The sequence below is a fragment of the Citrobacter sp. MGH106 genome (assembly GCF_001037495.1).
Taxonomy (GTDB): Bacteria; Pseudomonadota; Gammaproteobacteria; order Enterobacterales; family Enterobacteriaceae; genus Citrobacter; species Citrobacter murliniae.
On the sequence record NZ_KQ089822.1, the window covers coordinates 2,535,976 to 2,559,478 of the forward strand.

The following is a 23,503-nucleotide window of genomic DNA, read 5'->3' on the forward strand; positions in this document are numbered from 1 at the left end:
ACTTTCTAATATTCAGCAAGCGACATGACATTCTTTGCTGAAAGCATGTTTTAACAACATCTAATTTATTCAATTCGATATTAAATGAATGTCAATAATTACAAAGATAACTACTGGCTGATTTTGTCGTCCTTTCTGACTCGAATTTATGACAATTTATGTATATTTATTCAAGAAAGACACCAGAAGTGACAATTTATGTAAATTAATAATGATAATTATTTGTATTATCATTACCATCATTTATCTTACTTCCTTCTAATTTTTAACAAAGGAAGTTTGACTATGCGTTTAAAGCCCGTTGCTTCTGTCGTTCTGTCCTGTATTGGATTCAGCTGTACTAATGCCTTCGCAGAAGACGTTATGGTCGTGACCGCTTCCGGTTACGAAAAAAAGATCACCAACGCTGCTGCCAGCGTTTCCGTTATTTCACAGCAAGAATTACAAACCAATAAATATAATGACTTAGGCGAAGCCCTGCGCTCAGTTGAAGGGGTAGATGTTGAAAGCAGTACCGGTAAAACCGGTGGTCTGGAGATTAGTATCCGTGGTATGCCCGCCAGCTATACCCTGATTTTGATAGACGGTATTCGTCAAAACGGAAGCAGCGACGTTACACCAAACGGCTTCTCTGCCATGAACACCAGCTTTATGCCGCCACTGGCGGCGATTGATCATATTGAAGTGATCCGCGGTCCCATGTCTACGCTTTACGGCTCTGACGCAATTGGTGGTGTTGTTAATATCATTACCAAAAAAAGCACCGATAAATGGAGTACTTCCATCAATACCGGCGTGAACCTGCAAGAAAGTAATAAATGGGGTAACAGCACTGTCGCCAACTTTTGGTCAAGCGGTCCTTTAATCGCAGGCGTCCTGGATATGCAGGTTCGCGGCAGCACGACTCAACGGCAAGGCTCAAGCATCACTTCCCTGAGCGATACATCTTCGACACGTGTGCCCTACCCAACTGAATCTGAAAACTACAATATCGGTACTCGACTGGACTGGAAAACCAGCGAAAACAATACACTCTGGATGGATCTCGACTCAGCCAGACAGCGTTACGATAACGTTGACGGACAGCTTGGTAGCCTGACCGGGGGTTATGACAAGACGCTGCGCTATGAGCGTAACAAAGTGACCCTCGGCCACGATACCGCATTAACATTCGGAACCTGGAAGTCATCCCTGGGCTGGAATGAAACCGAGAATAAAGGCCGACAACTGGTCTCTTCCGCGCTCACACCAGAAAATGCTGGCCGGGCCGGTGATGCCCGTGAACTGAAAAATACCAACGTCATTCTGGACTCTCTGCTGCTGACACCATTAGGTGATTCGCACCTCTTAACCCTCGGGGGAGAATACTGGGATGCGCGTATGAAAGACGGTGTTGTTTTGGCCAATACTGGCGAAACATTCCACCAGAAAACATGGGCTGCCTACGCTGAAGATGAGTGGCACATTCTCGACTCACTGGCATTAACCGCAGGGACACGCTACGAACATAACGATGTCTTTGGCGGTCATCTCAGCCCTCGCGCCTACCTGGTCTGGGATGTATCTGAAGAATGGACGTTGAAAGGCGGCGTCACGACAGGATATAAAGCCCCGTCACTCAGCCAATTACACAATGGTATCAGTGGTGTTACCGCCCAGGGAACCGTCAATACGGTCGGCAACCCGGACCTTAAGCCCGAAGAGAGCACCAGCTATGAAACCGGACTGTATTATGAAAACGATACGGGACTGAACGCTAACATTACCGGCTTCTATACCGAATATAAGAATAAAATTGTCTCGTACTCTATTGATGATTATACCAATAGTTACACCAACAGCGGCAAAGCAAGAACTGATGGTGTTGAATTCGCCAGCACCTTCCCTCTTTGGTCGGACGTGCTGAGTTTATCCCTCAACTACACCTACACTCAGAGCAAACAAAAAGATGGCGATAATAAAGGCGCGCCATTGAGCTATACACCTAAACATATGGCTAACGCACGTTTGAACTGGCAGGCTACGGAAGATATGAATGCCTGGCTGAGTGCACGTTATCGCGGTAAAGCCCCACGTTTTACCGAGAATTACGACAATCTCAGCGCGGTACAAAAGAAAGTATATGACGACAAAGGCGCTAATTTAAAAGCCTGGACCGTTCTGGACATGGGACTGTCCTATAAACTGACCAAAGAACTGACGCTGAATACTGCAGTTAATAACGTACTGGATAAAGACTTTAGCGACGTCACACTGTATCAGGTAGGCCGCAATAGTACCTACGCAGGAGATTACTTCCAGACAGCGCAATCCACGACCGGCTATGTGATACCTGGCCGTAACTACTGGGTTTCATTAAACTATCAGTTCTAATTTTTGACAATTTATCATCCCGGGCTATTACTTATAGCCCGGACTCAACTGGAAAATAATGTTAATTTAGCATAATACCGTATCAGATTTACGAGCCATCTGCGCTCACTAAGTAATTCATAAGAATATAACGAGCATCCTGCCGCTTATGTTGATCAATTAATGGCACAAGCCTTCTGAAATGTTCACTTGCACAGTGTTCGTCGAGTGCTGCATGGTCCGGCCATTCTTCGATAAAAATAAAGTGTCCCAGATCCCTTTCATCAATATACAAATCATAAGAAATGCAGAGAGTTTCTTTTTTCGTTGCCGATACCAGCTCACGATACAGAGGGATAACGATATCAACACACTCAACTTTTATGAAATCTTCGGCAATAACTTTTAACATTCGAACCTCCAGGCTAAATCTGACTACACACTATGTGTGAAAGAACCGTTTTAAACAAGATGGACTGACCTGGCGGTTGAACTGATAGGATAAAATTCACTGCAGTTTTTCATGGACAAAAAAGCATCACATCTTATGGATGATGATGCTTTTGATAATGTTGAATTGCTTTGGGGAACTAGATCAATTTAATCTTAATATCATAACTTTCAAGACCCGTCATTTTCTCACGAGCAATAAACTGAATGTCAGAAACTTCTTTTCCTGTCTTTTTTTTGAGCTCAGCTATTTTCTTTGTGATAAATTCAGATATATCTGTTTCAGTTTTACGTTTCAAATCTTCGACGTTCACTATGCACCTCTTCTGGTCTGTAACGGCATCAACGCGCCAGTAGGTATGATTCAGTATAACTATACTCTAAATAAATCGAGTTGCAGGAAGACAGCCAGCGAGACGATCTCGGGGACCTGACTCCGGTAAGTGATCCGGATGGACAAGCACAGCCAGCATATATGCAACCTGAAGTACGACGAGTATATGCAACCGTTGATATCTATAGACTATTCAGTAAGAAGATTCAATAACCACAGACTTACTGTCTATTAGTTAGACAAGAATTGTTCATAGATGAAACAACAGCAGAAGAGTTTATACAACTTGGTAGTAAAAACGCCCGACAGCCATTACAACAACTTCGATGCAGCCTCAAGAATCTCATCAGAACTAACATCACGATCAGAGGCAACATAGACCACTTTATGATCTCCTGTTAGTGAAGGGAAGCCAGCTGACATCAGGGTTAGGTGAGCTTTCTCACCATTTGGATACTCACGTAATATCGTGGTGATGCCTTCCATCAATGACACAGTAACCGCTGGTTCTGTGTTAAAAAAAACTATCACTTTTTTCATAACCGCACCATGATGATCCTGACTGGAACACCTTTTAACAGGTTGAAAAAAAGGCTCCATAAAGGAGCCCAATAAAATTATTTCCTGAAATCCAATGGAGCCTGGCCGGAACGAATGTACAGTGCAATATTATCAAATGTAATCATTGTAGATTTGCAAAAAATACATTTTGCCCCGAAAGGATTTCTGTCAGTAACATCGAAAGTCGATGTTCTGTATTGAGAACCATGACAACATGGACACCGGAAGTGAATATGATTAGTAATAACAGTTACCTTAAAGTGTCACGACATTAACTGCCGATGGGCCTTTGGGTCCCTGTTCTACACCAAACTCGACTTCCTGATTTTCATTCAGAGTTTTAAAATCGGTTCCCTGAATGGCAGAAAAATGGACAAACACATCTTTACTACCGTCTTTAGGAGTAATGAATCCAAATCCTTTCTCAGGATTGAACCACTTAACTAAACCAGTCATTTTATTAGACATCACTATTACCTTTTTGAGTAAGCCCTTAGGCAGAATGGTCCGAAAAAAATTTATCAGAAAAAACCAAAAGGATTCTTAAGAGGTGAAAGTGAAGAGAAATACTTCAATAACTACTTCAGATAATTTTGTATCAAACCGCACAACCATTAACGCATGGTTAACCAAACATCGCAAGCTTTAGTTTCATCCTGACTCATTACTTCTTCCAACACACAGAAGAACAAGTGAAGTTTCCCAATAAAAAGAGGATGAAATTTATTGTAAGCCACTGCAAATCATACAGTAAATTTGGCTGATAATCTTATATCAAAATATTAAAGCCCTATTAGTGAAAGAAAGAAAATGCTGTCATCGATCAACGTCATTATCTGGGGGGATTTTGCGCCAAGGGTTCTCCGATGGCGCAGGAGGCTCAGGTTGTACAAACCGGAGATTGAAATCTTAAAGAATGATGAATCTGCGAGATAGCGGTTCTGAGTATAAAAATGACTGTCTTACTTATACCAGCAGCGTCCACCATTATCTGCCTGACTCGCATCCGGCAGTTCCTCGCAATCAGGAAGAGTTACACCGTGTCTCGTAACCATACGATATCCATCAGAACTGGTGTAATCGTCGTTCTGATGTTCATGATGGTGATGTTCCTTACGCTCCTGGTCACGCTTTGCGTCAGCATAGCGTTGTGCAAAGTCCGCAGAACAGCCAGACAATAAAGTTGTGAATACAATAAATGTGATTAACTTTTTCATGTGTTGTGTCTCTTTTATTATAAATTAGCGAACAACTACCGATGCAACAGCATCATCCTGCCCCCAAACCAGAGTCGCATAACGGTCATCCTTACGATATTTACTACCGTCCTGAGAGATACGTGTCCACCCATCAGACTCCATTACATCAACAGCTTCCCCACGAAAGGATCCCACAACCATCTGATTTAAATGCGCGCGGATTACATCCGGAGAATTATATCCTCCGTGACGACGAGCATTTCGCTCATTCTGCTCTGCAGTTTTGTGAATATTACAAGTGGTACCTGCATTCATTTCAGTACAACCGGAACGCTCAAGCTGAGCGCGGTAATGAGCATTAATAGCTAAAGCCGGTGATGTATGAATTACAGCAACAATAGCCACAGCAATTAACTTCTTCATAATATTACCTCTTAAATATTTTCAGCGGTATCAAAACCCGCACGATATGCTTCAAGTTTTCTGTCAGCACAAACTATTTCATCTGATATTGGACGCCCTTTAATCCCGGCCCTTTCTCAATGGAAGCTCTTCATTCAGTAACCTGAAACACTCTGGCAATATAGACATTAACTCCGTAAAAAATAACAACTTCACAATGGTAAACCGCATATTTTACTTTCATTCATAAGTAGAATTTAACATCTTAATAAATATAGACTTCTGACTCACGATGGAATCAATGTTGACATTTATTTGCATGACGGCAGATTACTAACGACAAAAACATGGCATTTAGTTTATCTTAAACATGCTATTAACACGCAAACCAAATGCATCTTTGCTGTATTAATAAATATCACCATGCATATCAGATATGCAAACAGTTTTTACACCCCACCCCTTAATGGGATTATTCTGACTGCGAGTATTGCGCATGAAATAATGTAGACATTCATTTGCAAAGCACCTGCTCTAAATATTTCCCGACACAGAACGTTGCAAAAATGTATATTTAGCTACCAGTTTATTAATCAATATATAACAAAATATTGTAATTGAAGTTATTTCAATAATATTTCACATATAAAAGTTGGATGTTGATAACCTCATCATCGTGCAGGCCATAAACGATAAGGATAGACAGGCAAAAAAAACGGGAACCGTTCGGTTCCCGTTCTCCCACAACCCAGAATCTGGATTACATGTTTTCGATGATCACGTCGCCAAACTCTGAATATTCCAGCGGGTTAGCACCGCCCATCAGACGTTCGAAATCATAACTTACGGTTTTGGCGTTGATTGCGTCTTCCATTAATGGAATTTCTTTTGGAAGATAGTAGTTTTTATCAATTTGTCATCATTAATATATCTGGCTAGATATGTTTTTCATACAAATTTATGAAATTAAAAAATCTGCCAGAATGACAGATTCCTTTAATTTATAATTAGAGATTTGCAACGTTATGGTATACTTTTTGTACATCATCGTCATCTTCAAGGGCATCAACAAGTCCTGCAAAGATTTCTAAATCTTCTGGTGAAAGCTCAACTTCTGATTGAGCAATCATTTCTAATTCTGTTGTTGAGAATTCAGTAATTCCAGCTGCTTTTAGAGCTGCAATTCCTTTGTGAAGATCTGTAGGTTCAGTATAAATAACGATGTTTCCTTCTTCTTCGGTTACATCACGAACATCAACTTCAGCATCAAGCAAAATTTCAAAAATATGGTCAGGGTCTGTGCCTTCAAATACAATCACGCCAGTATTGTCAAACATATAGCTGACAGCACCTGCCGCTCCGATATTCCCGCCTTTTTTATTGAAAATAGTGCGGACATTAGCAATCGTACGGTTAACATTTGATGTCAAGGTTTCAGCGATAATCATTGAACCATTTGGCCCAAAGCCTTCATAACGCCCTTGCACGAACGTTTCATCTCCGCCACCTTTGGCTTTATCAATTGCTTTATCAATAACATGCTTTGGAACTTGTGCTTGTTTTGCACGTTCAATAACAAATTTTAAAGATGAGTTTGATTCTGGATCTGGCTCGCCTTGTTTAGCAGCAGCATAAATTTCCACACCGAACTTTGCATATACTTTTGACGTTGCACCGTCTTTAGCCGTTTTTTTAGCAACAATATTGGCCCATTTACGTCCCACTGGAATGCTCTCCTCGACAATTTATTTACATTACTGGCAGGTTAATAACCTGCCAGTTTTTTTCCGTCATATTATATCATAATATGTAAATACTCGTCTATGAGAAATAAAACATCCAAACTTTACGAAATGTTACTTTGATTTTATCAATAGCTAATATTGTAGATAAGCTACTTCCGAACTTCCTTCTGGTTCTTTTGTTTTTTCTTAATAATTGATCTGCAGCAATAATACATAAGGCAAGAGAAACAAAAGTGATAATCCAGACAAAAACACCTACTGTGTCGGAGAGATGCTATGTTCGTATACATATTTATGATGGCAAATTAGCATCCAAATCCACCTGGTTATAAAACTCCTGCTCCAGTTTCGTTTCCAGTATCGAACGAATCTCAAATGCCAGATTTTTATAAAAAACCGAAAACTCGTCATTTTTGCACAACAGAACAATTTTGCGACGCTCTTTACGTTTTTTGATCCGGATGATCTTTAGCGAGTCAGAAAAAGCTGGAATAGTGGTAATAAACAGCGGTGTAGTTAACGTCCACCCGTAACCACAGGCTATCAGTTTCAAAATCTCATCAGCATTGTCCATTTCAAACTGAATGGCAGGAGAAAAGTTTTGCCATTTTAGCCAGTTGAGTGTCTGGATTCCCGTTGGCGTATTTTGGGTATAAGCAATGTAGTTCCGCTGCTTACATAATTCTTCCAGCTCTGTTTCCGGCCATGTTTTGGGACAAATACATAGAAACTCTTCCTCAATCAACGGGTACATTCTAACATTGGGCGGCATTTCAGTATGTAACATGGTTACAGCCAGATTAATATCCCCCTTATTAAGCGCCTGGAGCAATCCAGATGCTGTGCCTGTCACCTGAAAAATATGCTTCACATGTGGTTGCAGAAACTTAAGGATATCCAGGCCAACGGTTTTACTAATTGAATCCACAAAACCAATTTTCAGATTCGAAATATGTCCGTCGCTTATTGCATTGATATGTTCTTGCAGGTGAACACCGTTATCAATAATTTTTTTCCTAGCGGGTAGAGTGCTTGCCCGGCAATTGTCATCTGGATTGGTCGCTGTGAACGGTTGACCAGAGCAGTATTTAATCCTACCTCAAGGTTTGCAACCTGCTGCGAAATTGATGACTGAGTCACGTTGAGTTTCCTGGCTGCAGCTGTAAATGAGCCTGTGTCTATCACGGCTAAAAATGCCTGTAATTGCTTAAAATCGAAGTTAATATCCTTCATCCCCATCCCTTAGCATTACATTTTTTAATAGTATCTATCTAACTTTTAAATGGTATTTTTTCTTTGAGCTACTTCAAACTATCTGTCACATCACTAAATTAAGGTATAGCCACCTTAATACACAAGAGAAACAGAAATGCGTGAAGAGAAGGATTTATTAGGAACTTTAATGGTGCCAGATGAAGCTTACTACGGTATTCAAACACAACGTGCGGTGCTGAATTTCTCAGTATCGGGCAAAACAGCAGGAGAAATCCCACACTTTTTATGGTCTATCGCCGCAATCAAGCAAGCGGCAGCACAGGCGAACAGACAAATTGGTGCGCTGGATCAGCAGAAAGCGTCGGCCATCGTTACAGCATTGAAGGAGGTAATGGCCGGTGATTTTGATGCCCATTTCCCCATTGATGTTTTTCAGGGAGGCGGCGGCACTTCAACCAACATGAACATGAATGAAGTGGTCGCAAACCGTGCTAATGAGCTAATTACCGGCAAACGTGGATATGATGAGATTCACCCGAATACCCACGTTAATATGGGACAGTCAACGAATGACGTCATCCCTGCGGCGATGAAAATGACCAGCCGCATGAATATAGATCAATTGTTAGTCCAATTGGAAAAACTGGAAGCAGTGTTAACAGAAAAAAGTTGCCTGTTTGCTGACAAGGTGAAATTAGGGAGAACCTGCTTACAAGATGCAGTGCCGATGACGTTTGGCCAGCAATTTGGCGCTTATCGCACGCAGGTAAGCAGACTTAAAGCAAAAATGGTGGAAGTCAGAGAAGAAGCATTATTTTTACCGTTGGGAGCGACTGCTATAGGTACGGGATTGTCCACTCACGAAGGATATATCCCGGCAGTTTATCAGTGGCTGGAAATTATTACTGGTGATAAATATACCCCGGAAGAAGATTTCTTTGATGGTCTCCAGCACGGTGACTTTTATATTGAATTTTCCGCACAGCTTAAAAAAATAGCTGCGTTTCTCTCCAAAATGGCTACCGATTTTCGTATTCAGGGTTCAGGACCAAGAGCTGGCTTTAATGAAATTATTGTCCCTGCGGTGCAACCGGGCTCTTCAATTATGCCAGGCAAAATTAATCCTGTAATGCCCGAACTGATAAATCAAATTGCGTATCAGGTGATTGGCAATGACCTAACTGTGACGATGGCTGTTGAGGGTGGTGAACTTGATCTGAACGTGTGGGAACCGGTGCTGTTGAAAGCGCTCTTTGAATCCTGCTCGTTATTGACTAAAGGGATACCTTTATTTATTGACAAGTGCCTGAAGGATATCGCGATCAATGAAGAAGTGAGCGCTCGTTATGCAGAGGAAAGTACAGCGCTTGCGACCATTATCGCAACACTGTTTGGCTATCAGGTTGGCTCTCGAATTGCCAAGGCTGCGTTTCAGCAACGGACCAGTGTAAAGCAGGTCGTGTTAGCAGAAAAGCTGCTGACGCCAGTACAGGCAGATTATTTGCTTGATCCAATGAATATGACCGTTCCACAAAAAAGTACAGCAGTGATTAAACGCTATCAAAAAGAAATGAATATTTCGTAGTTTATCAATTAAATAAATAATCAGTTTTAACCGGGGGTAATGAATATTTATATTCATTACCTAACCATCCCTTTTGCGAGAATTATAAATAAAAACAGGTCAATTTTATGGTGATGTTACATATCGTGTTATTGCTGGGAACTATCATGCTTGCCGCCCGTTGGGGGGGAATTGGCGTAGGGTTTGCTGGCGGGATCGGATTAGCAATTTCAGTTTTTATTTTTGATGTTCCGGCTGGTACTCCACCTGTCGACGTCATGCTCATTATTCTGTCTACTATTGTTGCGCTCTCTGCAATGCAACAGGCTGGTGGAATGGATTATTTAGTAACTCTGACAGAGAAATTATTACGCAATAACCCAGGTTACCTAAATATTCTCGCGCCAACAGTGACCTTTATCCTGACTGTACTTTCCGGTACGGGGTATACCGCCATGTCGGTCATGAATGTGATTCAGGAAGTTGCAAAAGATAACGGCATTAGACCCAGCCAACCATTAAGCTCTGCCGTTGTAGCTTCACAGCTAGGTATTACAGCCTCACCAATCTCTGCAGCCACGGCAATTATGTATGGCACCGTGGAGATAATGGGAGTCAGTTTTGGTGATGCTATGTTGATTGTTTTTCCCACCGCCTTTTTTGCTATGTTGGTCGCAGCTTTCATCGCCAGCAGACAAGGTGAAAGTCTGGCTAACGATCCCGTTTGCCTAAAAATCATGCAGGAAAATAAAGTCGTTATAAATAAACATACCAGCTGTAAAATCCCCGCCAGTGCTAAATCCTCGGTAGTAATATTCCTGGTAGGTGTTGTATTCGTTGTTTGCATGTTGATGTTTAAATCGGTTATCGGACATACAATTAACTCCCGTGATTTAATAATCATTACCATGTTTATAGTTTCCACGCTAATTATTTTTATCTGTAAACTAGACATGAAAGAACTGAAGAACTCACCTATATTTAAATCTGGTGCTGAATCACTGGTTGTGGTGTTAGGTATTGTATGGTTAAGCAGCACACTTATTGGCGCCCATATCGACGAGATAAAAATACAAGCTAGTGATATGTTACGTATGTATCCAGGACTACTGGCGGTAGTTTTTTTCTGTACCAGCGCAATGTTGTTCAGCCAGGGTGCTACATGTGCTTTATTAATGCCTATTGCTGCTTCTATTGGCATTAGCGCTGACGCAATATTAGCTAGTTTCGTCGCTGTTAGCGCGCTTTATCTCACTAATATTTACCCAACAACTGCATTTGCAATTGCAACTGATGATACAGGATCTTTTTTAAGTAATCGGTGGAATGGATCTAAGATAATTAATCATCCATTCTTTTTGCCAGGCTGCATTTCTATATTGACTGCAGTCCCAGTAGGTTTCGCTTTGGCAAAAGTTATTCTTTAATTTATAACATTACTAAGTAAGTATAGGAAATAGTAAGAAACAACCCAAAATATGTTGTCATTCACAGATAAATGACAATTAATTTCTTGCAAAACTATCAAAAACAACGTCCGCTCCAGGCAAGAATGGAGCTGAATATTAACGAACATCCACCAGTAATAACCGCAAAAAAAATTGAGGTATATCTAACTGAAACCTGACGGTATAACTACCATCTGACCATCCAACCTCCCCCAAACTACTGCGGGGGTTTGATAACTTATTTTGATAACCTTTGGCAGCCTAACCCAAAACAACGGGAGCGTTACGCTCCCGTTAGTAAATTTAACAAATTATCGCATTACATGTTTTTCGATGATCGCGTCACCAAACTCGAACATTTCAGCAGCTTAGCTGCCGTCCATCAGACATTCGAAATTATAGGTTATAGATTTCGCGTTAATCGCGCCTTCCATATCCTTAACGATCAGGTCAGCCACTTCTACCCATATGTCGGTGAAGTAGTTAGATTGTTCAATCACAACAATATGATATTAAAGTATAATTTAACCAATTTTCATATATCTCACTGACTATTGGGACTCTCATAACCCACTGATGATCAATATATGTTTTAGGATTTTGATAACCGTTTTTGGGTAAATACAACCACCCAACCATTCAAAATGGTTACCGCTAATGGCAACTCTCAATGCCTACCATGCTAAAGCCATACAGCCGTATAGATCCGCTATGAGCGAGAAGCATACGTTGAATAAAGTCCTATCGGGGGATATAAGTTACTTCTGGTAAGTACGACTTACTTGAAGTGTTTTTACTGGCATCAATCCCCGTAGGTATGAGTTTGTCTTTGTACGAATCAAAACTCATAAATGACGAGTACGAAAACTGGTTAGGCCGTAATCAATACGACACCTGCATCCTGCATCGCTGTGAGGGCCGCCTCTTGATCCATTATTTGCTCTGGCAACATAAAACCGGTCAATGGGCTTTTGAGTAGCGCTTCGATGACGATAGTAACGCCAAGGGCTGTGAAATGCGCCTGTCCTTGTGGGTCTGAAGCGATAATTCGTTTGGACTCTGAAGCGCCTGACACGTTAACACCCTGTATATCAACATACAGTTCTACCGACGCTTGAGTGGCATTTCTCTTCCCCTCTGAAGTCCCCACGGCGACATCCAGCCTGATATTGTCAGCACGAGTCATTGCCGCAATAGCGCTGACATCCAGGATACCAAACGGCGTAGTCTCGACACATTCACCACTGATAAGGCAAATGTTACTCTGCTCAGCGGTATAACCCCAGATACCATCTTCCCGTACAAATGCAGGAGCTATCGCCTGATTAAGCTCTTTTTCAGTGACTTTACCTATAGGATCTTCTGGGTCGTGCACTGCGGTCAGCTGTACACGTTTAACAGAATTAAACTGGCTGGCAAGTTTATCAACCAGCGGTAAAAACATTCCCGCCTCATAGTAACCTAATGGTACGATCGGCGAAGTCGCATGATGGAGCAGCGCCATGTTCAGTAGAGGTGCATAGCCGTCGGCAGTCCCTACCGTAATATCAATAAAAGCAATATTGTTGCGAATAGCGTATTCACCTAGCGTATGTTTTGGATCGGGTACGGCGCTGATAATAAGCTGTGAAGTCGATACAAGCGGCGGAAGCTCCCCGCTCATCAAATCAAGACAAACAGTCATGGCGTTTCCCAACTGGGCCGCAAGTTTTTCGCCATTTTGCGGCGAGCGGCCTGCCAGGATTAATTTCGCATCCGGAAAACGCGTCCGCAGCTGGGTGGCCAGATTACTGCCTATCATCCCATATCCGCCGGCAATAAAAATCTGCTGTGTCAGTTTGAAATTCATCATATTTCCTCATTTAACGTTGCTGATGAGGTGACTTTAGAACACAAATAAACTTTAATTAAGCTCATTAATTTTTATGAGTTAGTGAGTTTAAATCAGCAATGAATGTTAAAATTTCCGATTTTGAACCCTTTATCGCAGTAGCAACTTTTCGTAGTTTCCGGTTGGCAGCAGAAGCCGCAGGCGTGACATCTTCGGCAATGAGTCATTCGATCCGCCAGCTTGAGGAACGATTAAAGGTACGATTATTTAATCGCACGACTCGCAGCGTATCTCTAACGGATGCCGGGCATAAATTATTTGAATCGCTTTCCCCACTTTTCAATCATGCGATGGATGCCATTGAAGCAATAAATGATTATCGTGCCACACCCATAGGCACGCTACGCATTAACGCGGTCAGGCTGGGGGGGCGTTACCGACTCGCCCCTTTGGTTGCTGGGTTTAACAAGGACTATCCCGACGTCAGAGTGGAAATAATTCAGGACGATAATCTGGTTGATATTGTGAGTAGTGAATACGACGCCGGAGTGAGGCTGAGTGATATCATCGAAAAAGACATGATTTCTATCCCACTTGGTCAGCCTGTTCGTTACGCCGTTGTGGCAAGCCCAGAATACCTCCAAACGCATACCAGCCCAAAGCAGCCTCAGGATCTTCTGAATCACTCCTGTATCCAGTTTCGCTATCCTGGTGGGCGCAGCTATCAGTGGCAATTTGGTCGAGATAACGAGCGCATTGAGATTAATGTGAAGGGAATGCTTGAGGTAAATGACCTCGATGTTGCACTAAGTCTCGCACTGAATGGCGCTGGCATCAGCTACGTGTTGTATGAAATGGCTGAACCCCATATACACAGTCGCAAACTCGTTTCATTACTTGAGGATTGGCTGACAGATCTTCCCGGCTTCTATCTTTATTATTCCAATCGAAAATATGCCTCCGCAGCATTTCAGGCTTTTGTTGAGTATATAAAAAATCATCACTAATACCTGCAACGTCAGGGGAATGCCCGTAATAAGTACTCCTCGTTTTATAGAACATATGAATGTCATTAACGTCCGCACCTGGCACAGAACGGACCTAAATATTAACGAGCGTGCACCAGAAATAATAAAAAGCTGAGGAATGCCTAATGGGAACCTGGCAATAGAACTTCCATCTGACCGACCAACCTCCCCCAAACTACCAGGAAGTTTTGATAACTTATTTTGATAAAATTTTGATAACCGTTAGCAGCCTAACAAAAAACAACGGGAGCATTAAGCTCCCGTTAATGAATTTAACAAATTACCGCATTACATGTTTTCGATGATCGCATCGCCAAACTCTGAACATTTCAGCAGTTTAGCGCCTTCCATCAGACGTTCAAAGTCATAGGTTACGGTCTTAGCGTTGATCGCGCCTTCCATACCTTTAACAATCAGGTCAGCCGCTTCAACCCAACCCATGTGGCGCAGCATCATTTCAGCAGACAGGATGATTGAACCTGGGTTCACTTTATCCTGGCCTGCATACTTCGGAGCGGTACCATGGGTTGCTTCGAACAGTGCGCATTCGTCACCGATGTTTGCACCCGGAGCGATACCGATACCACCAACCTGTGCAGCCAGTGCATCGGAGATATAGTCACCATTCAGGTTCATACAGGCGATAACGTCATACTCAGCCGGACGCAGCAGGATTTGTTGCAGGAACGCATCTGCGATAACGTCCTTAACCACGATCTCTTTACCAGTTTTCGGGTTCTTAATTTTAACCCACGGGCCACCGTCGATCAGTTCACCACCGAACTCTTCACGCGCTAACTGGTAACCCCAGTCTTTGAACGCGCCCTCGGTGAACTTCATAATGTTACCTTTGTGTACCAGGGTAACAGAATCACGGTCGTTAGCGATGGCGTATTCAATCGCTGCACGAACCAGACGTTTGGTTCCTTCTTCAGAACACGGCTTGATACCAATGCCGCAATGTTCCGGGAAGCGAATTTTCTTCACGCCCATCTCTTCGCGCAGGAATTTAATCACTTTCTCAGCATCAGCCGAGTCAGCTTTCCACTCGATACCTGCGTAGATGTCTTCAGAGTTTTCACGGAAAATGACCATATCGGTCAGTTCAGGATGCTTAACCGGGCTTGGGGTGCCCTGGTAGTAACGTACCGGGCGCAGGCAAACGTACAGGTCAAGTTCCTGGCGCAGTGCTACGTTCAGAGAGCGAATACCGCCGCCAACTGGCGTAGTCAGTGGGCCTTTGATGGCAACACGGTAGTCACGAATCAGATCAAGGGTTTCAGCAGGCAGCCAGACATCCTGGCCGTAGACTTGGGTGGATTTCTCGCCGGTGTAGATTTCCATCCACGAGATTTTACGCTCGCCTTTATAGGCTTTCTCGACAGCAGCATCGACTACTTTAATCATCGGTGGGGTTACATCAACGCCGATACCGTCGCCTTCAATGAACGGGATAATCGGATTTTCAGGAACGTTGAGTTTGCCGTTTTGCAGGGTGATCTTCTTACCTTCCGCCGGAACAACTACTTTGCTTTCCATTCACCTCTCCTTCGAGCGCTTCTGGTTCTGCTCGTCTGTCATCACGCTGCATGTGCGTTTGCGTCCTGCTACACGGATGCGTTAGAGCAACTTTTGTTAATGATTTGTAATGAGCGTGTCAATACTACCCTATTGTTCGCCGCCATGAAAGACACTCGTTCTTAGGCTATAATGCGGCAATTGATATAATCTGAAAATACCATGCAAAAAACTTCTTTTAGAAATCACCGGGTTGAGCGATTCAGCTCACGACAAGTCACTAAACAGCGTAAAGAAAACCAGCCAAAACGCGTGGTTTTGTTCAATAAACCCTACGATGTTTTGCCGCAATTTACTGACGAAGCGGGCCGAAGAACGTTAAAAGATTTTATTCCTGTACAGGGTGTCTATGCCGCTGGCCGTTTAGATCGGGACAGCGAAGGACTTTTAGTGCTAACTAATGATGGAGCACTACAGGCCCGTCTGACACAACCGGGCAAGCGCACCGGAAAAATCTATTACGTCCAGGTAGAAGGTGAACCAACACCGGAAGCCCTGGAGGCCCTGCGTAATGGTGTGACGCTCAACGATGGCCCAACGCTACCAGCGGGCATTGAGATTGTTGAAGAACCAGAGTGGTTGTGGCCAAGAAATCCGCCTATACGCGAGCGGAAAAATATTCCCACCAGTTGGTTGAAAATCACTTTGTATGAAGGTCGTAACCGCCAGGTGAGGCGGATGACGGCGCACGTTGGTTTCCCTACGCTGCGTCTGATCCGTTATGCGATGGGCAACTACACCCTGGAAAACCTTGCTAACGGTGAATGGCGGGAAGTGCAGCCATAGCATCGTCTCTTAATGCAACCATTAACAGGGAAGAAACAACATCATGGATAAACGGATCATTGCAACGTTGATGCTGTGCGGCATATCACCATTTTGCTATGCAAAGCAGGATTGTGAAGGAATAGCCGGAATCGCGGCAGGAGAGGCAAATTATCTTTACGCCTCTGCTAAAGTGGACACTGGGTCCAGGCTGCATTTCTACTCCGCTCCAGCCAGCAAATGCCAGCTTCCCGCTTTTTTGGTCAATAGCGACACAGTAGAGGTGCTGAGAAGTTCGCAGCGTTATGAAAGCACAGGCATGCTTTCCAAAGACGAACCCTTTCGTTATGTCCGTTATCGGGACACAAACGGCACCTTCGCTACCGGTTGGGTCACAGTAGATGGGCTCGCACCGTTAACTAATCCGCTACCTGTGAGCCCAGCATGTGAGGCGTGGGCAAATAAAGCGATGTCACAGCGCGAAAAGATGCCCCCAGCCGCAAGCAACCTTTATCAGATAAACGGCAGCACGCGCGCAGGATTCTATTCGATGCCGGATGAGCAGTGTCGGAGCCGCTCCACCTTCCTGGCTCCCGGCGACATCGTTTCTGCTCAGGAAGAGTCAAAAGATGATTTTATTGAAGTAGTCTACTACACCGCCGATCGCCATATCGTACGCGGCTGGTTAAAAAAATCACAGCTGCAACCTTTAAACAAGGGTGACCGCTATCGTGACGACATTAATCCATTATCTACGGATAAAGCGACACGAGTCGCTACCCTCGATTTGCGCCATGACTATCAATGTGTTTTTTATGAGAGCTGGAATGCTAAGAACGCAATTGAGATTATCGTTCGCGAAGACCATCAAACGGAGTTATGCCGAGGTGCAGCCGATCCACAAACATCCCCTCCGATGGCCTATATCAGTATCGATAAAGCCACTGGCGAAATTAGCTGGCCAGATGTAGCTGAAGGCTTTAAAGAAGAATAAGAGGTGAACCATGTTTAAACCGCACGTCACCGTAGCCTGTATTGTGCATGCAGAAGATAAATTTTTAGTCGTTGAGGAGACCATCAACGGTAAAGCGTTGTGGAACCAACCAGCCGGACATCTGGAGGCGGATGAAACCCTGGTACAAGCTGCCGCGCGCGAGCTGTGGGAGGAAACCGGCATTCAGGCACAGCCGCAACACTTCATTCGCATGCATCAGTGGATCGCGCCTGACAAAACACCCTTTTTGCGTTTTCTGTTCGCTATTGAGCTTGCCAATATGTGCGCTACTGAACCTCATGACAACGATATAGACTGCTGTCGCTGGGTGAGTGCGGAAGAGATCATCGCTGCGCCAAACCTGCGGTCTCCGTTGGTTGCTGAGAGTATCCGCTGTTATCAGAGCGGACAACGGTACCCACTAACAATGATCGGTGAATTTAACTGGCCGTTTACAGAGGGTGTCAAGTAAAGGGCTGCGTGCTAGAATATGCCGCCTTGAAGTTCAATGTCGTGAGTATTCCTATGTCTGAAAGCCCAAAAAAAGTGATCGTCGGCATGTCCGGCGGTGTCGACTCCTCCGTTTCTGCCTGGCTGTTGCAACAACAGGGTTATCAGGTAGAAGGCCTGTTCATGAAGAACTGGGAAGAGGACGATGGTGAGGAATACTGTACAGCGGCCGCCGATCTTGCGGATGCACAGGCTGTCTGTGACAAACTCGGCATTGAGCTGCATACCGTAAACTTTGCTGCAGAATATTGGGACAACGTCTTTGAGTTGTTTCTTGAGGAGTACAAAGCGGGTCGTACACCGAATCCGGATATTCTGTGCAACAAAGAAATTAAGTTTAAAGCCTTCCTTGAATTTGCCGCTGAAGATTTAGGTGCTGACTACATCGCCACCGGTCACTACGTTCGCCGCGCGGATGTGGACGGCAAAAGCCGCCTGCTGCGTGGCCTCGACGGTAATAAAGACCAGAGCTATTTCCTCTATACTCTCGGTTATGAGCAAATTGCACAAAGCCTGTTCCCGGTTGGCGAACTGTCCAAGCCGCAGGTGCGTAAAATTGCCGAAGATCTCGGTTTGATTACCGCGAAGAAAAAAGACTCTACTGGTATCTGTTTTATCGGCGAACGTAAATTCCGCGAATTTCTCGGTCGTTACCTTCCTGCTCAGCCAGGAAAAATCATCACCGTTGATGGCGAAGAAATTGGCCAGCACCAGGGGCTGATGTACCACACCCTGGGTCAGCGTAAAGGTCTCGGCATCGGCGGTACGAAAGAAGGTACCGAAGATCCATGGTATGTGGTCGACAAAGACGTTGAGAACAATATCCTCATTGTCGCGCAGGGCCATGAACACCCACGTCTGATGTCCGTTGGCCTTATCGCACAGCAATTACACTGGGTCGACCGCGAACCGTTTACCGGCACAATGCGCTGTACGGTGAAAACCCGCTATCGCCAGACAGACATTCCGTGCACCGTTAAAGCACTGGATGACGAACGTATTGAAGTTATTTTTGATGAGCCGGTAGCAGCGGTAACCCCGGGTCAGTCAGCCGTCTTTTACAACGGTGAAGTGTGCCTCGGCGGCGGTATTATCGAGCAGCGCTTGCCTCTGCCGGTATAATTATTTTATTGGTTTAATACAAGGAAGCAGTGAACGTGGCAAAGAATTATTATGACATCACCCTCGCCCTGGCAGGCATTTGCCAGTCAGTACGCCTGGTGCAACAACTGGCACACCAGGGGCACTGTGATGCCGATGCCCTACACGTTTCACTGAACAGTGTTATCGATATGAACCCCAGCTCTACGCTGGGCGTATTTGGTGGTAGCGAAGCTAATTTACGTCTCGGACTGGAAACACTGCTTGGCGTACTTAATGCCAGCAGCCGTCAGGGGCTGAATGCGGAACTCACTCGCTACACACTAAGCCTGATGGTGCTGGAGCGTAAGCTGTCAGCAGCCAAAGGCGCAATGGACACGCTGGGTGACCGTATCAACGGCTTGCAACGCCAGTTAGACCATTTTGATTTGCAGTCAGAAACGTTAATGAGTGCAATGGCGGGTATCTACGTTGACGTCATCAGCCCACTCGGTCCGCGTATTCAGGTAACAGGTTCGCCAGCCATCCTCCAGAGCCCGCAGGTACAGGCAAAAGTACGCGCTTCGCTTCTGGCTGGCATTCGTGCCGCTGTGCTCTGGCATCAGGTTGGTGGAGGCCGTCTGCAACTCATGTTTTCTCGTAATCGCCTGACCACTCAGGCAAAACAAATTCTTGCTCATTTAACCCCGGAGTTGTGATCTATGGAATTATCCTCACTGACCGCCGTTTCCCCTGTCGATGGACGCTACGGCGATAAAGTCAGCGCGCTGCGCGGGATTTTCAGCGAATACGGTTTGCTGAAATTCCGTGTACAAGTTGAAGTACGCTGGCTGCAAAAACTGGCCGCGCACGCAGCGATCAAGGAAGTTCCTGCTTTTGCTGCCGACGCAATCGGTTTCCTTGATACGATCGTCGCTAACTTCAATGAAGAAGATGCCGCGCGTATCAAAACCATTGAGCGTACGACCAATCACGATGTGAAGGCAGTTGAGTATTTCCTGAAAGAAAAAGTGGCTGATATCCCGGAACTGCACGCAGTTGCCGAATTTATCCACTTCGCCTGTACTTCTGAAGACATCAATAACCTGTCTCATGCGCTGATGCTAAAAACCGCTCGCGACGAAGTGATCCTGCCTTACTGGCGCAAACTTATCGACGCAGTGAAAGATCTCGCAGTGCAGTATCGCGACATTCCCCTGCTCTCCCGTACCCACGGTCAGCCCGCCACACCATCTACGCTGGGCAAAGAAATGGCTAACGTGGCCTACCGTATGGAACGCCAGTATCGCCAGTTAAATCAGGTGGAAATTCTCGGTAAAATCAACGGTGCAGTCGGCAACTATAACGCCCACATCGCCGCCTACCCGGAAGTTGACTGGCATCAATTCAGTGAAGAATTTGTCACCTCTCTGGGCATTCAGTGGAACCCGTATACCACACAGATTGAACCGCACGACTACATTGCCGAACTGTTCGATTGCGTGGCGCGTTTTAACACCATCCTGATCGATTTTGATCGTGACGTCTGGGGCTATGTCGCGCTGAACCACTTCAAACAGAAAACCATCGCTGGCGAAATTGGTTCATCCACCATGCCACACAAGGTTAACCCAATCGACTTCGAAAACTCCGAAGGAAATCTGGGGTTGTCTAATGCGGTACTTCAGCACCTGGCAAGTAAACTGCCTGTCTCCCGCTGGCAGCGTGACCTGACGGATTCAACCGTCCTGCGTAATCTGGGTGTGGGTATTGGCTATGCGCTCATCGCTTATCAGTCCACGCTGAAGGGTGTGAGTAAACTCGAAGTGAACCGTGACCATCTGCTGGACGAACTGGATCATAACTGGGAAGTACTGGCAGAGCCAATTCAGACCGTAATGCGCCGCTACGGTATTGAAAAACCATACGAAAAACTGAAAGAATTGACCCGAGGCAAGCGTGTTGACGCCGAAGGCATGAAACAGTTTATTGATGGTCTGGCACTGCCAGAAGAAGAGAAAACTCGTCTGAAAGCGATGACGCCTGCCAACTATATTGGTCGAGCTATCACCATGGTTGATGAGCTGAAATAATCTCTCCTGCGCCGGATGACGCTTATGTTTATCCGGCCTGTTTGCCTCCCCCGGATGCCGGATAAGCTTTCCCTGCCGCCATCCGGCGCTTCACATCCCTTCTGGTTTATTAAATGTTTATCCCCACAGCACCATAATCAGCGTTAAACTATTCATACCGTTAATTAATGGAGCAGCGATGATGCGCGTACTGGTTGTTGAGGATAATGCATTATTACGTCACCACCTGAAAGTTCAGTTACAGGATTTAGGCCACCAGGTTGATGACGCAGAGGATGCAAAGGAAGCAGACTATTATCTTAACGAGCACCTGCCAGATATTGCGATCGTCGATTTAGGACTTCCTGATGAAGATGGCTTGTCGCTGATCCGCCGCTGGCGCAGCAGTGAAGTCTCCCTTCCCATTCTCGTATTAACCGCCCGGGAAGGCTGGCAGGACAAAGTGGAAGTGCTCAGCGCAGGCGCTGACGACTATGTGACCAAGCCATTTCACATTGAAGAGGTAATGGCGCGAATGCAGGCGTTGATGCGCCGCAACAGCGGTCTGGCGTCACAAATTATCTCCCTTCCGCCTTTTCAGGTTGATCTCTCACGTCGTGAATTGTCTGTCAATGACGAAGTCATTAAGCTCACGGCTTTCGAATACACCATTATGGAAACGCTGATCCGTAATAACGGCAAAGTGGTCAGTAAAGATTCGCTGATGTTGCAGCTTTATCCGGATGCCGAGCTGCGCGAGAGCCACACCATCGATGTTCTGATGGGACGTCTGCGCAAAAAAATTCAGGCTCAATATCCGAATGAAGTGATCACCACCGTACGTGGTCAGGGATACCTTTTCGAACTGCGCTAATGAATAAATTCTTGCGACATTTTTTCCCGCTATCGCTGCGTGTACGCTTTTTGCTGGCTACTGCAGGCGTGGTACTGGTGCTCTCTCTGGCCTATGGCATGGTCGCTTTAGTTGGTTACAGCCTGAGCTTTGATAAGACAACCTTCCGCCTGTTGCGCGGTGAAAGTAATCTGTTCTACACCCTTGCGAAATGGGAAAACGGTAAGATAAACGTCGAACTGCCTGAAAATCTCGATATGCAAAGCCCCACAATGTCGCTGATTTATAATGAAAATGGCAAGTTGCTATGGGCGCAACGCGATGTCCCCTGGCTGATACAAAGCATTCGTCCGGACTGGTTAAAAACCAATGGCTTCCATGAGATTGAAGCCAACGTCAATGCGACCAGCACGTTACTCAGCGAGGATCATTCAGCACAGCAGCAGCTTAAAGAAGTCCGGGAAGATGACGACGACGCCGAAATGACCCACTCCGTCGCAGTAAACGTTTACCCTGCCACGGCCAGAATGCCCCAGCTTACTATTGTCGTTGTCGATACCATCCCTATTGAGCTGAAGCGCTCGTATATGGTCTGGAGTTGGTTTATCTACGTACTGGTAGCCAACCTGTTATTAGTCATACCGCTATTATGGGTCGCCGCCTGGTGGAGCTTACGTCCCATTGAATCACTGGCCCGCGAGGTCCGTGAACTCGAAGAGCACCATCGTGAGATGCTTAACCCCGCAACCACGCGCGAGCTTACCAGTCTGGTACGCAACCTCAATCGGTTGCTGAAAAGCGAACGTGAACGTTACGATAAGTACCGCACTACCTTAACCGACCTCACGCATAGTCTGAAAACACCGCTGGCCGTATTGCAAAGTACATTGCGCTCTATGCGCAGTGAAAAGATGAGCATGAGTGATGCGGAACCCCTTATGCTGGAACAGATCAGCCGTATTTCTCAGCAAATTGGCTATTACCTGCATCGCGCCAGTATGCGAGGCAGTAGCGCTCTCCTCAGCCGCGAACTGCACCCTGTTGCCCCTTTACTGGATAAACTGACATCCGCCCTCAATAAGGTGTATCAGCGCAAAGGCGTCAATATCAGTCTCGATATCTCACCCGAAATCAGCTTTGTTGGCGAGCAGAATGATTTTGTCGAAGTGATGGGTAACGTCCTGGATAACGCCTGTAAATACTGCCTGGAGTTCGTCGAAATTTCAGCGCAACTGTCGGAGGACCGCCTGCATATTCTGGTTGAAGACGACGGTCCAGGAATACCACAAAGCAAGCGTGAAATCGTATTTGATCGCGGTCAGCGTGTTGATACGTTACGACCAGGTCAGGGCGTGGGGCTGGCGGTAGCCCGTGAAATTACCGAACAATATGACGGACAAATTATCGCCGGTGACAGCCTGTTAGGCGGTGCACGAATGGAAGTTATTTTTGGCCGTCAGCATCCGGGGCAAAACGACGAGTAAGCTGTTTGTAATATTTATGTGCAGACATCACTTATCTG

24 protein-coding genes and 2 pseudogenes are annotated in these 23,503 nt (G+C 45.2%); 12 read left to right on the forward strand and 14 right to left on the reverse strand.

Annotation, left to right across the window (positions count from 1 at the left end):
- The first annotated feature begins 285 nt into the window (after nucleotides 1-285).
- Entirely contained in the window at nucleotides 286-2,373 is a 2,088-nt protein-coding gene (locus tag SK36_RS11980) for a TonB-dependent receptor (protein ID WP_048221626.1), read from the forward strand.
- Nucleotides 2,374-2,461: 88 nt separating this feature from the next.
- Here SK36_RS11980 and SK36_RS11985 read toward each other — a convergent pair whose 3' ends face one another.
- From SK36_RS11985 to SK36_RS12020, 11 genes and pseudogenes are all read right to left on the reverse strand, one after another.
- Nucleotides 2,462-2,764 carry a putative quinol monooxygenase gene (locus tag SK36_RS11985; protein WP_048221627.1) on the reverse strand — a complete coding sequence of 101 codons (303 nt, stop codon included), beginning with the start codon at nucleotides 2,762-2,764 and terminating at the stop codon, nucleotides 2,462-2,464.
- Between the two features lie 178 nt (nucleotides 2,765-2,942).
- Nucleotides 2,943-3,116 carry a GnsA/GnsB family addiction module toxin gene (locus tag SK36_RS23690; protein ID WP_045441900.1) on the reverse strand — a complete coding sequence of 58 codons (174 nt, stop codon included), beginning with the start codon at nucleotides 3,114-3,116 and terminating at the stop codon, nucleotides 2,943-2,945.
- Between the two features lie 332 nt (nucleotides 3,117-3,448).
- Complete coding sequence (locus SK36_RS11990; protein ID WP_048222721.1) at nucleotides 3,449-3,676, reverse strand: hypothetical protein; 228 nt, start codon at nucleotides 3,674-3,676, stop codon at nucleotides 3,449-3,451.
- 77 nt (nucleotides 3,677-3,753) lie between these two features.
- On the reverse strand, nucleotides 3,754-3,942 hold the full coding sequence (gene ymcF, locus SK36_RS23695; protein WP_071829076.1) for a cold shock small protein YmcF: 189 nt from the start codon (nucleotides 3,940-3,942) through the stop codon (nucleotides 3,754-3,756).
- Between the two features lie 10 nt (nucleotides 3,943-3,952).
- A complete protein-coding gene (cspE, locus tag SK36_RS11995) occupies nucleotides 3,953-4,165 on the reverse strand; it encodes a transcription antiterminator/RNA stability regulator CspE (RefSeq protein ID WP_045441895.1) in 213 nt (70 codons plus the stop codon).
- 494 nt (nucleotides 4,166-4,659) lie between these two features.
- On the reverse strand, nucleotides 4,660-4,914 hold the full coding sequence (locus tag SK36_RS12000; protein ID WP_045441892.1) for a membrane lipoprotein lipid attachment site-containing protein: 255 nt from the start codon (nucleotides 4,912-4,914) through the stop codon (nucleotides 4,660-4,662).
- A 24-nt stretch (nucleotides 4,915-4,938) separates the two neighbouring features.
- Complete coding sequence (locus SK36_RS12005) at nucleotides 4,939-5,319, reverse strand: hypothetical protein (protein ID WP_048221628.1); 381 nt, start codon at nucleotides 5,317-5,319, stop codon at nucleotides 4,939-4,941.
- Nucleotides 5,320-6,058: 739 nt separating this feature from the next.
- A pseudogene (locus SK36_RS25260) lies at nucleotides 6,059-6,172 on the reverse strand (hypothetical protein); the annotation flags it as partial.
- Between the two features lie 133 nt (nucleotides 6,173-6,305).
- Complete coding sequence (locus SK36_RS12010; protein WP_045441888.1) at nucleotides 6,306-7,022, reverse strand: YebC/PmpR family DNA-binding transcriptional regulator; 717 nt, start codon at nucleotides 7,020-7,022, stop codon at nucleotides 6,306-6,308.
- Nucleotides 7,023-7,335: 313 nt separating this feature from the next.
- Nucleotides 7,336-8,052 (reverse strand): LysR family transcriptional regulator substrate-binding protein, encoded by a 717-nt coding sequence (locus SK36_RS12015; protein ID WP_331456587.1) that lies wholly within the window; start codon nucleotides 8,050-8,052, stop codon nucleotides 7,336-7,338.
- Nucleotides 8,007-8,276: a LysR family transcriptional regulator gene (locus tag SK36_RS12020; protein WP_048221630.1), complete on the reverse strand. Its 270-nt coding sequence runs from the start codon at nucleotides 8,274-8,276 to the stop codon at nucleotides 8,007-8,009. The genes SK36_RS12015 and SK36_RS12020 overlap by 46 nt, the downstream gene beginning before the upstream one ends.
- Before the next feature lie 136 nt (nucleotides 8,277-8,412).
- Between SK36_RS12020 and SK36_RS12025 the strand changes: the two genes are divergently transcribed.
- Both SK36_RS12025 and SK36_RS12030 read left to right on the forward strand, forming a co-directional pair.
- The gene (locus SK36_RS12025) at nucleotides 8,413-9,843 is read left to right on the forward strand and encodes an aspartate ammonia-lyase (protein ID WP_048221631.1); all 1,431 of its coding nucleotides are present in this window, start codon (nucleotides 8,413-8,415) and stop codon (nucleotides 9,841-9,843) included.
- Between the two features lie 107 nt (nucleotides 9,844-9,950).
- Nucleotides 9,951-11,249: an anaerobic C4-dicarboxylate transporter gene (locus SK36_RS12030; protein ID WP_048221632.1), complete on the forward strand. Its 1,299-nt coding sequence runs from the start codon at nucleotides 9,951-9,953 to the stop codon at nucleotides 11,247-11,249.
- A gap of 332 nt (nucleotides 11,250-11,581) precedes the next feature.
- Here the strand turns inward: SK36_RS12030 and SK36_RS25265 are convergent.
- Both SK36_RS25265 and SK36_RS12040 read right to left on the reverse strand, forming a co-directional pair.
- Nucleotides 11,582-11,737 (reverse strand): annotated as a pseudogene (locus SK36_RS25265) (NADP-dependent isocitrate dehydrogenase); the annotation flags it as partial.
- Between the two features lie 404 nt (nucleotides 11,738-12,141).
- The gene (locus tag SK36_RS12040; RefSeq protein WP_156184445.1) at nucleotides 12,142-13,122 is read right to left on the reverse strand and encodes a Rossmann-fold NAD(P)-binding domain-containing protein; all 981 of its coding nucleotides are present in this window, start codon (nucleotides 13,120-13,122) and stop codon (nucleotides 12,142-12,144) included.
- A gap of 98 nt (nucleotides 13,123-13,220) precedes the next feature.
- On the opposite strand from SK36_RS12040, the gene SK36_RS12045 reads away from it, so the two are divergent.
- A complete protein-coding gene (locus SK36_RS12045; protein ID WP_045441863.1) occupies nucleotides 13,221-14,108 on the forward strand; it encodes a LysR family transcriptional regulator in 888 nt (295 codons plus the stop codon).
- Between the two features lie 309 nt (nucleotides 14,109-14,417).
- Here SK36_RS12045 and icd read toward each other — a convergent pair whose 3' ends face one another.
- On the reverse strand, nucleotides 14,418-15,668 hold the full coding sequence (gene icd / locus SK36_RS12050) for an NADP-dependent isocitrate dehydrogenase (protein ID WP_045441860.1): 1,251 nt from the start codon (nucleotides 15,666-15,668) through the stop codon (nucleotides 14,418-14,420).
- Nucleotides 15,669-15,869: 201 nt separating this feature from the next.
- Here icd and rluE point away from each other — a divergent pair, with 201 nt between their 5' ends.
- From rluE to phoQ, 8 genes are all read left to right on the forward strand, one after another.
- A complete protein-coding gene (gene rluE / locus SK36_RS12055; protein ID WP_048221634.1) occupies nucleotides 15,870-16,493 on the forward strand; it encodes a 23S rRNA pseudouridine(2457) synthase RluE in 624 nt (207 codons plus the stop codon).
- 43 nt (nucleotides 16,494-16,536) lie between these two features.
- On the forward strand, nucleotides 16,537-17,466 hold the full coding sequence (locus SK36_RS12060; protein WP_048221635.1) for a lysozyme family protein: 930 nt from the start codon (nucleotides 16,537-16,539) through the stop codon (nucleotides 17,464-17,466).
- Nucleotides 17,467-17,476: 10 nt separating this feature from the next.
- On the forward strand, nucleotides 17,477-17,938 hold the full coding sequence (locus SK36_RS12065) for an NUDIX hydrolase (protein WP_048221636.1): 462 nt from the start codon (nucleotides 17,477-17,479) through the stop codon (nucleotides 17,936-17,938).
- 53 nt (nucleotides 17,939-17,991) lie between these two features.
- Nucleotides 17,992-19,098 (forward strand): tRNA 2-thiouridine(34) synthase MnmA, encoded by a 1,107-nt coding sequence (gene mnmA, locus SK36_RS12070; RefSeq protein ID WP_045441850.1) that lies wholly within the window; start codon nucleotides 17,992-17,994, stop codon nucleotides 19,096-19,098.
- A gap of 35 nt (nucleotides 19,099-19,133) precedes the next feature.
- Nucleotides 19,134-19,775 carry a high frequency lysogenization protein HflD gene (gene hflD, locus SK36_RS12075; protein ID WP_048222723.1) on the forward strand — a complete coding sequence of 214 codons (642 nt, stop codon included), beginning with the start codon at nucleotides 19,134-19,136 and terminating at the stop codon, nucleotides 19,773-19,775.
- 3 nt (nucleotides 19,776-19,778) lie between these two features.
- Nucleotides 19,779-21,149 (forward strand): adenylosuccinate lyase, encoded by a 1,371-nt coding sequence (gene purB, locus SK36_RS12080; protein WP_045441847.1) that lies wholly within the window; start codon nucleotides 19,779-19,781, stop codon nucleotides 21,147-21,149.
- Between the two features lie 181 nt (nucleotides 21,150-21,330).
- Entirely contained in the window at nucleotides 21,331-22,002 is a 672-nt protein-coding gene (gene phoP, locus SK36_RS12085) for a two-component system response regulator PhoP (protein WP_045449570.1), read from the forward strand.
- Nucleotides 22,002-23,465 (forward strand): two-component system sensor histidine kinase PhoQ, encoded by a 1,464-nt coding sequence (gene phoQ, locus SK36_RS12090; RefSeq protein ID WP_045441845.1) that lies wholly within the window; start codon nucleotides 22,002-22,004, stop codon nucleotides 23,463-23,465. The genes phoP and phoQ overlap by 1 nt, the downstream gene beginning before the upstream one ends.
- The last annotated feature ends 38 nt before the right edge of the window (nucleotides 23,466-23,503 follow it).

Excerpts from the sequence above, each read along its gene's own strand:
- SK36_RS12020 (WP_048221630.1), bottom strand. The coding sequence starts at position 8,276 with ATGAAGGATATTAACTTCGATTTTAAGCAATTACAGGCATTTTTAGCC.
- SK36_RS12040 (WP_156184445.1), bottom strand. The coding sequence starts at position 13,122 with ATGATGAATTTCAAACTGACACAGCAGATTTTTATTGCCGGCGGATAT.
- purB (WP_045441847.1), top strand. The coding sequence starts at position 19,779 with ATGGAATTATCCTCACTGACCGCCGTTTCCCCTGTCGATGGACGCTAC.
- mnmA (WP_045441850.1), top strand. The coding sequence starts at position 17,992 with ATGTCTGAAAGCCCAAAAAAAGTGATCGTCGGCATGTCCGGCGGTGTC.
- SK36_RS12060 (WP_048221635.1), top strand. The coding sequence starts at position 16,537 with ATGGATAAACGGATCATTGCAACGTTGATGCTGTGCGGCATATCACCA.
- SK36_RS12065 (WP_048221636.1), top strand. The coding sequence starts at position 17,477 with ATGTTTAAACCGCACGTCACCGTAGCCTGTATTGTGCATGCAGAAGAT.
- SK36_RS11985 (WP_048221627.1), bottom strand. The coding sequence starts at position 2,764 with ATGTTAAAAGTTATTGCCGAAGATTTCATAAAAGTTGAGTGTGTTGAT.
- SK36_RS12030 (WP_048221632.1), top strand. The coding sequence starts at position 9,951 with ATGGTGATGTTACATATCGTGTTATTGCTGGGAACTATCATGCTTGCC.
- phoP (WP_045449570.1), top strand. The coding sequence starts at position 21,331 with ATGCGCGTACTGGTTGTTGAGGATAATGCATTATTACGTCACCACCTG.
- SK36_RS12045 (WP_045441863.1), top strand. The coding sequence starts at position 13,221 with ATGAATGTTAAAATTTCCGATTTTGAACCCTTTATCGCAGTAGCAACT.
- SK36_RS11990 (WP_048222721.1), bottom strand. The coding sequence starts at position 3,676 with ATGAAAAAAGTGATAGTTTTTTTTAACACAGAACCAGCGGTTACTGTG.
- phoQ (WP_045441845.1), top strand. The coding sequence starts at position 22,002 with ATGAATAAATTCTTGCGACATTTTTTCCCGCTATCGCTGCGTGTACGC.
- SK36_RS11980 (WP_048221626.1), top strand. The coding sequence starts at position 286 with ATGCGTTTAAAGCCCGTTGCTTCTGTCGTTCTGTCCTGTATTGGATTC.
- rluE (WP_048221634.1), top strand. The coding sequence starts at position 15,870 with ATGCAAAAAACTTCTTTTAGAAATCACCGGGTTGAGCGATTCAGCTCA.
- SK36_RS12005 (WP_048221628.1), bottom strand. The coding sequence starts at position 5,319 with ATGAAGAAGTTAATTGCTGTGGCTATTGTTGCTGTAATTCATACATCA.
- cspE (WP_045441895.1), bottom strand. The coding sequence starts at position 4,165 with ATGTCTAATAAAATGACTGGTTTAGTTAAGTGGTTCAATCCTGAGAAA.
- SK36_RS12025 (WP_048221631.1), top strand. The coding sequence starts at position 8,413 with ATGCGTGAAGAGAAGGATTTATTAGGAACTTTAATGGTGCCAGATGAA.
- SK36_RS12000 (WP_045441892.1), bottom strand. The coding sequence starts at position 4,914 with ATGAAAAAGTTAATCACATTTATTGTATTCACAACTTTATTGTCTGGC.
- icd (WP_045441860.1), bottom strand. The coding sequence starts at position 15,668 with ATGGAAAGCAAAGTAGTTGTTCCGGCGGAAGGTAAGAAGATCACCCTG.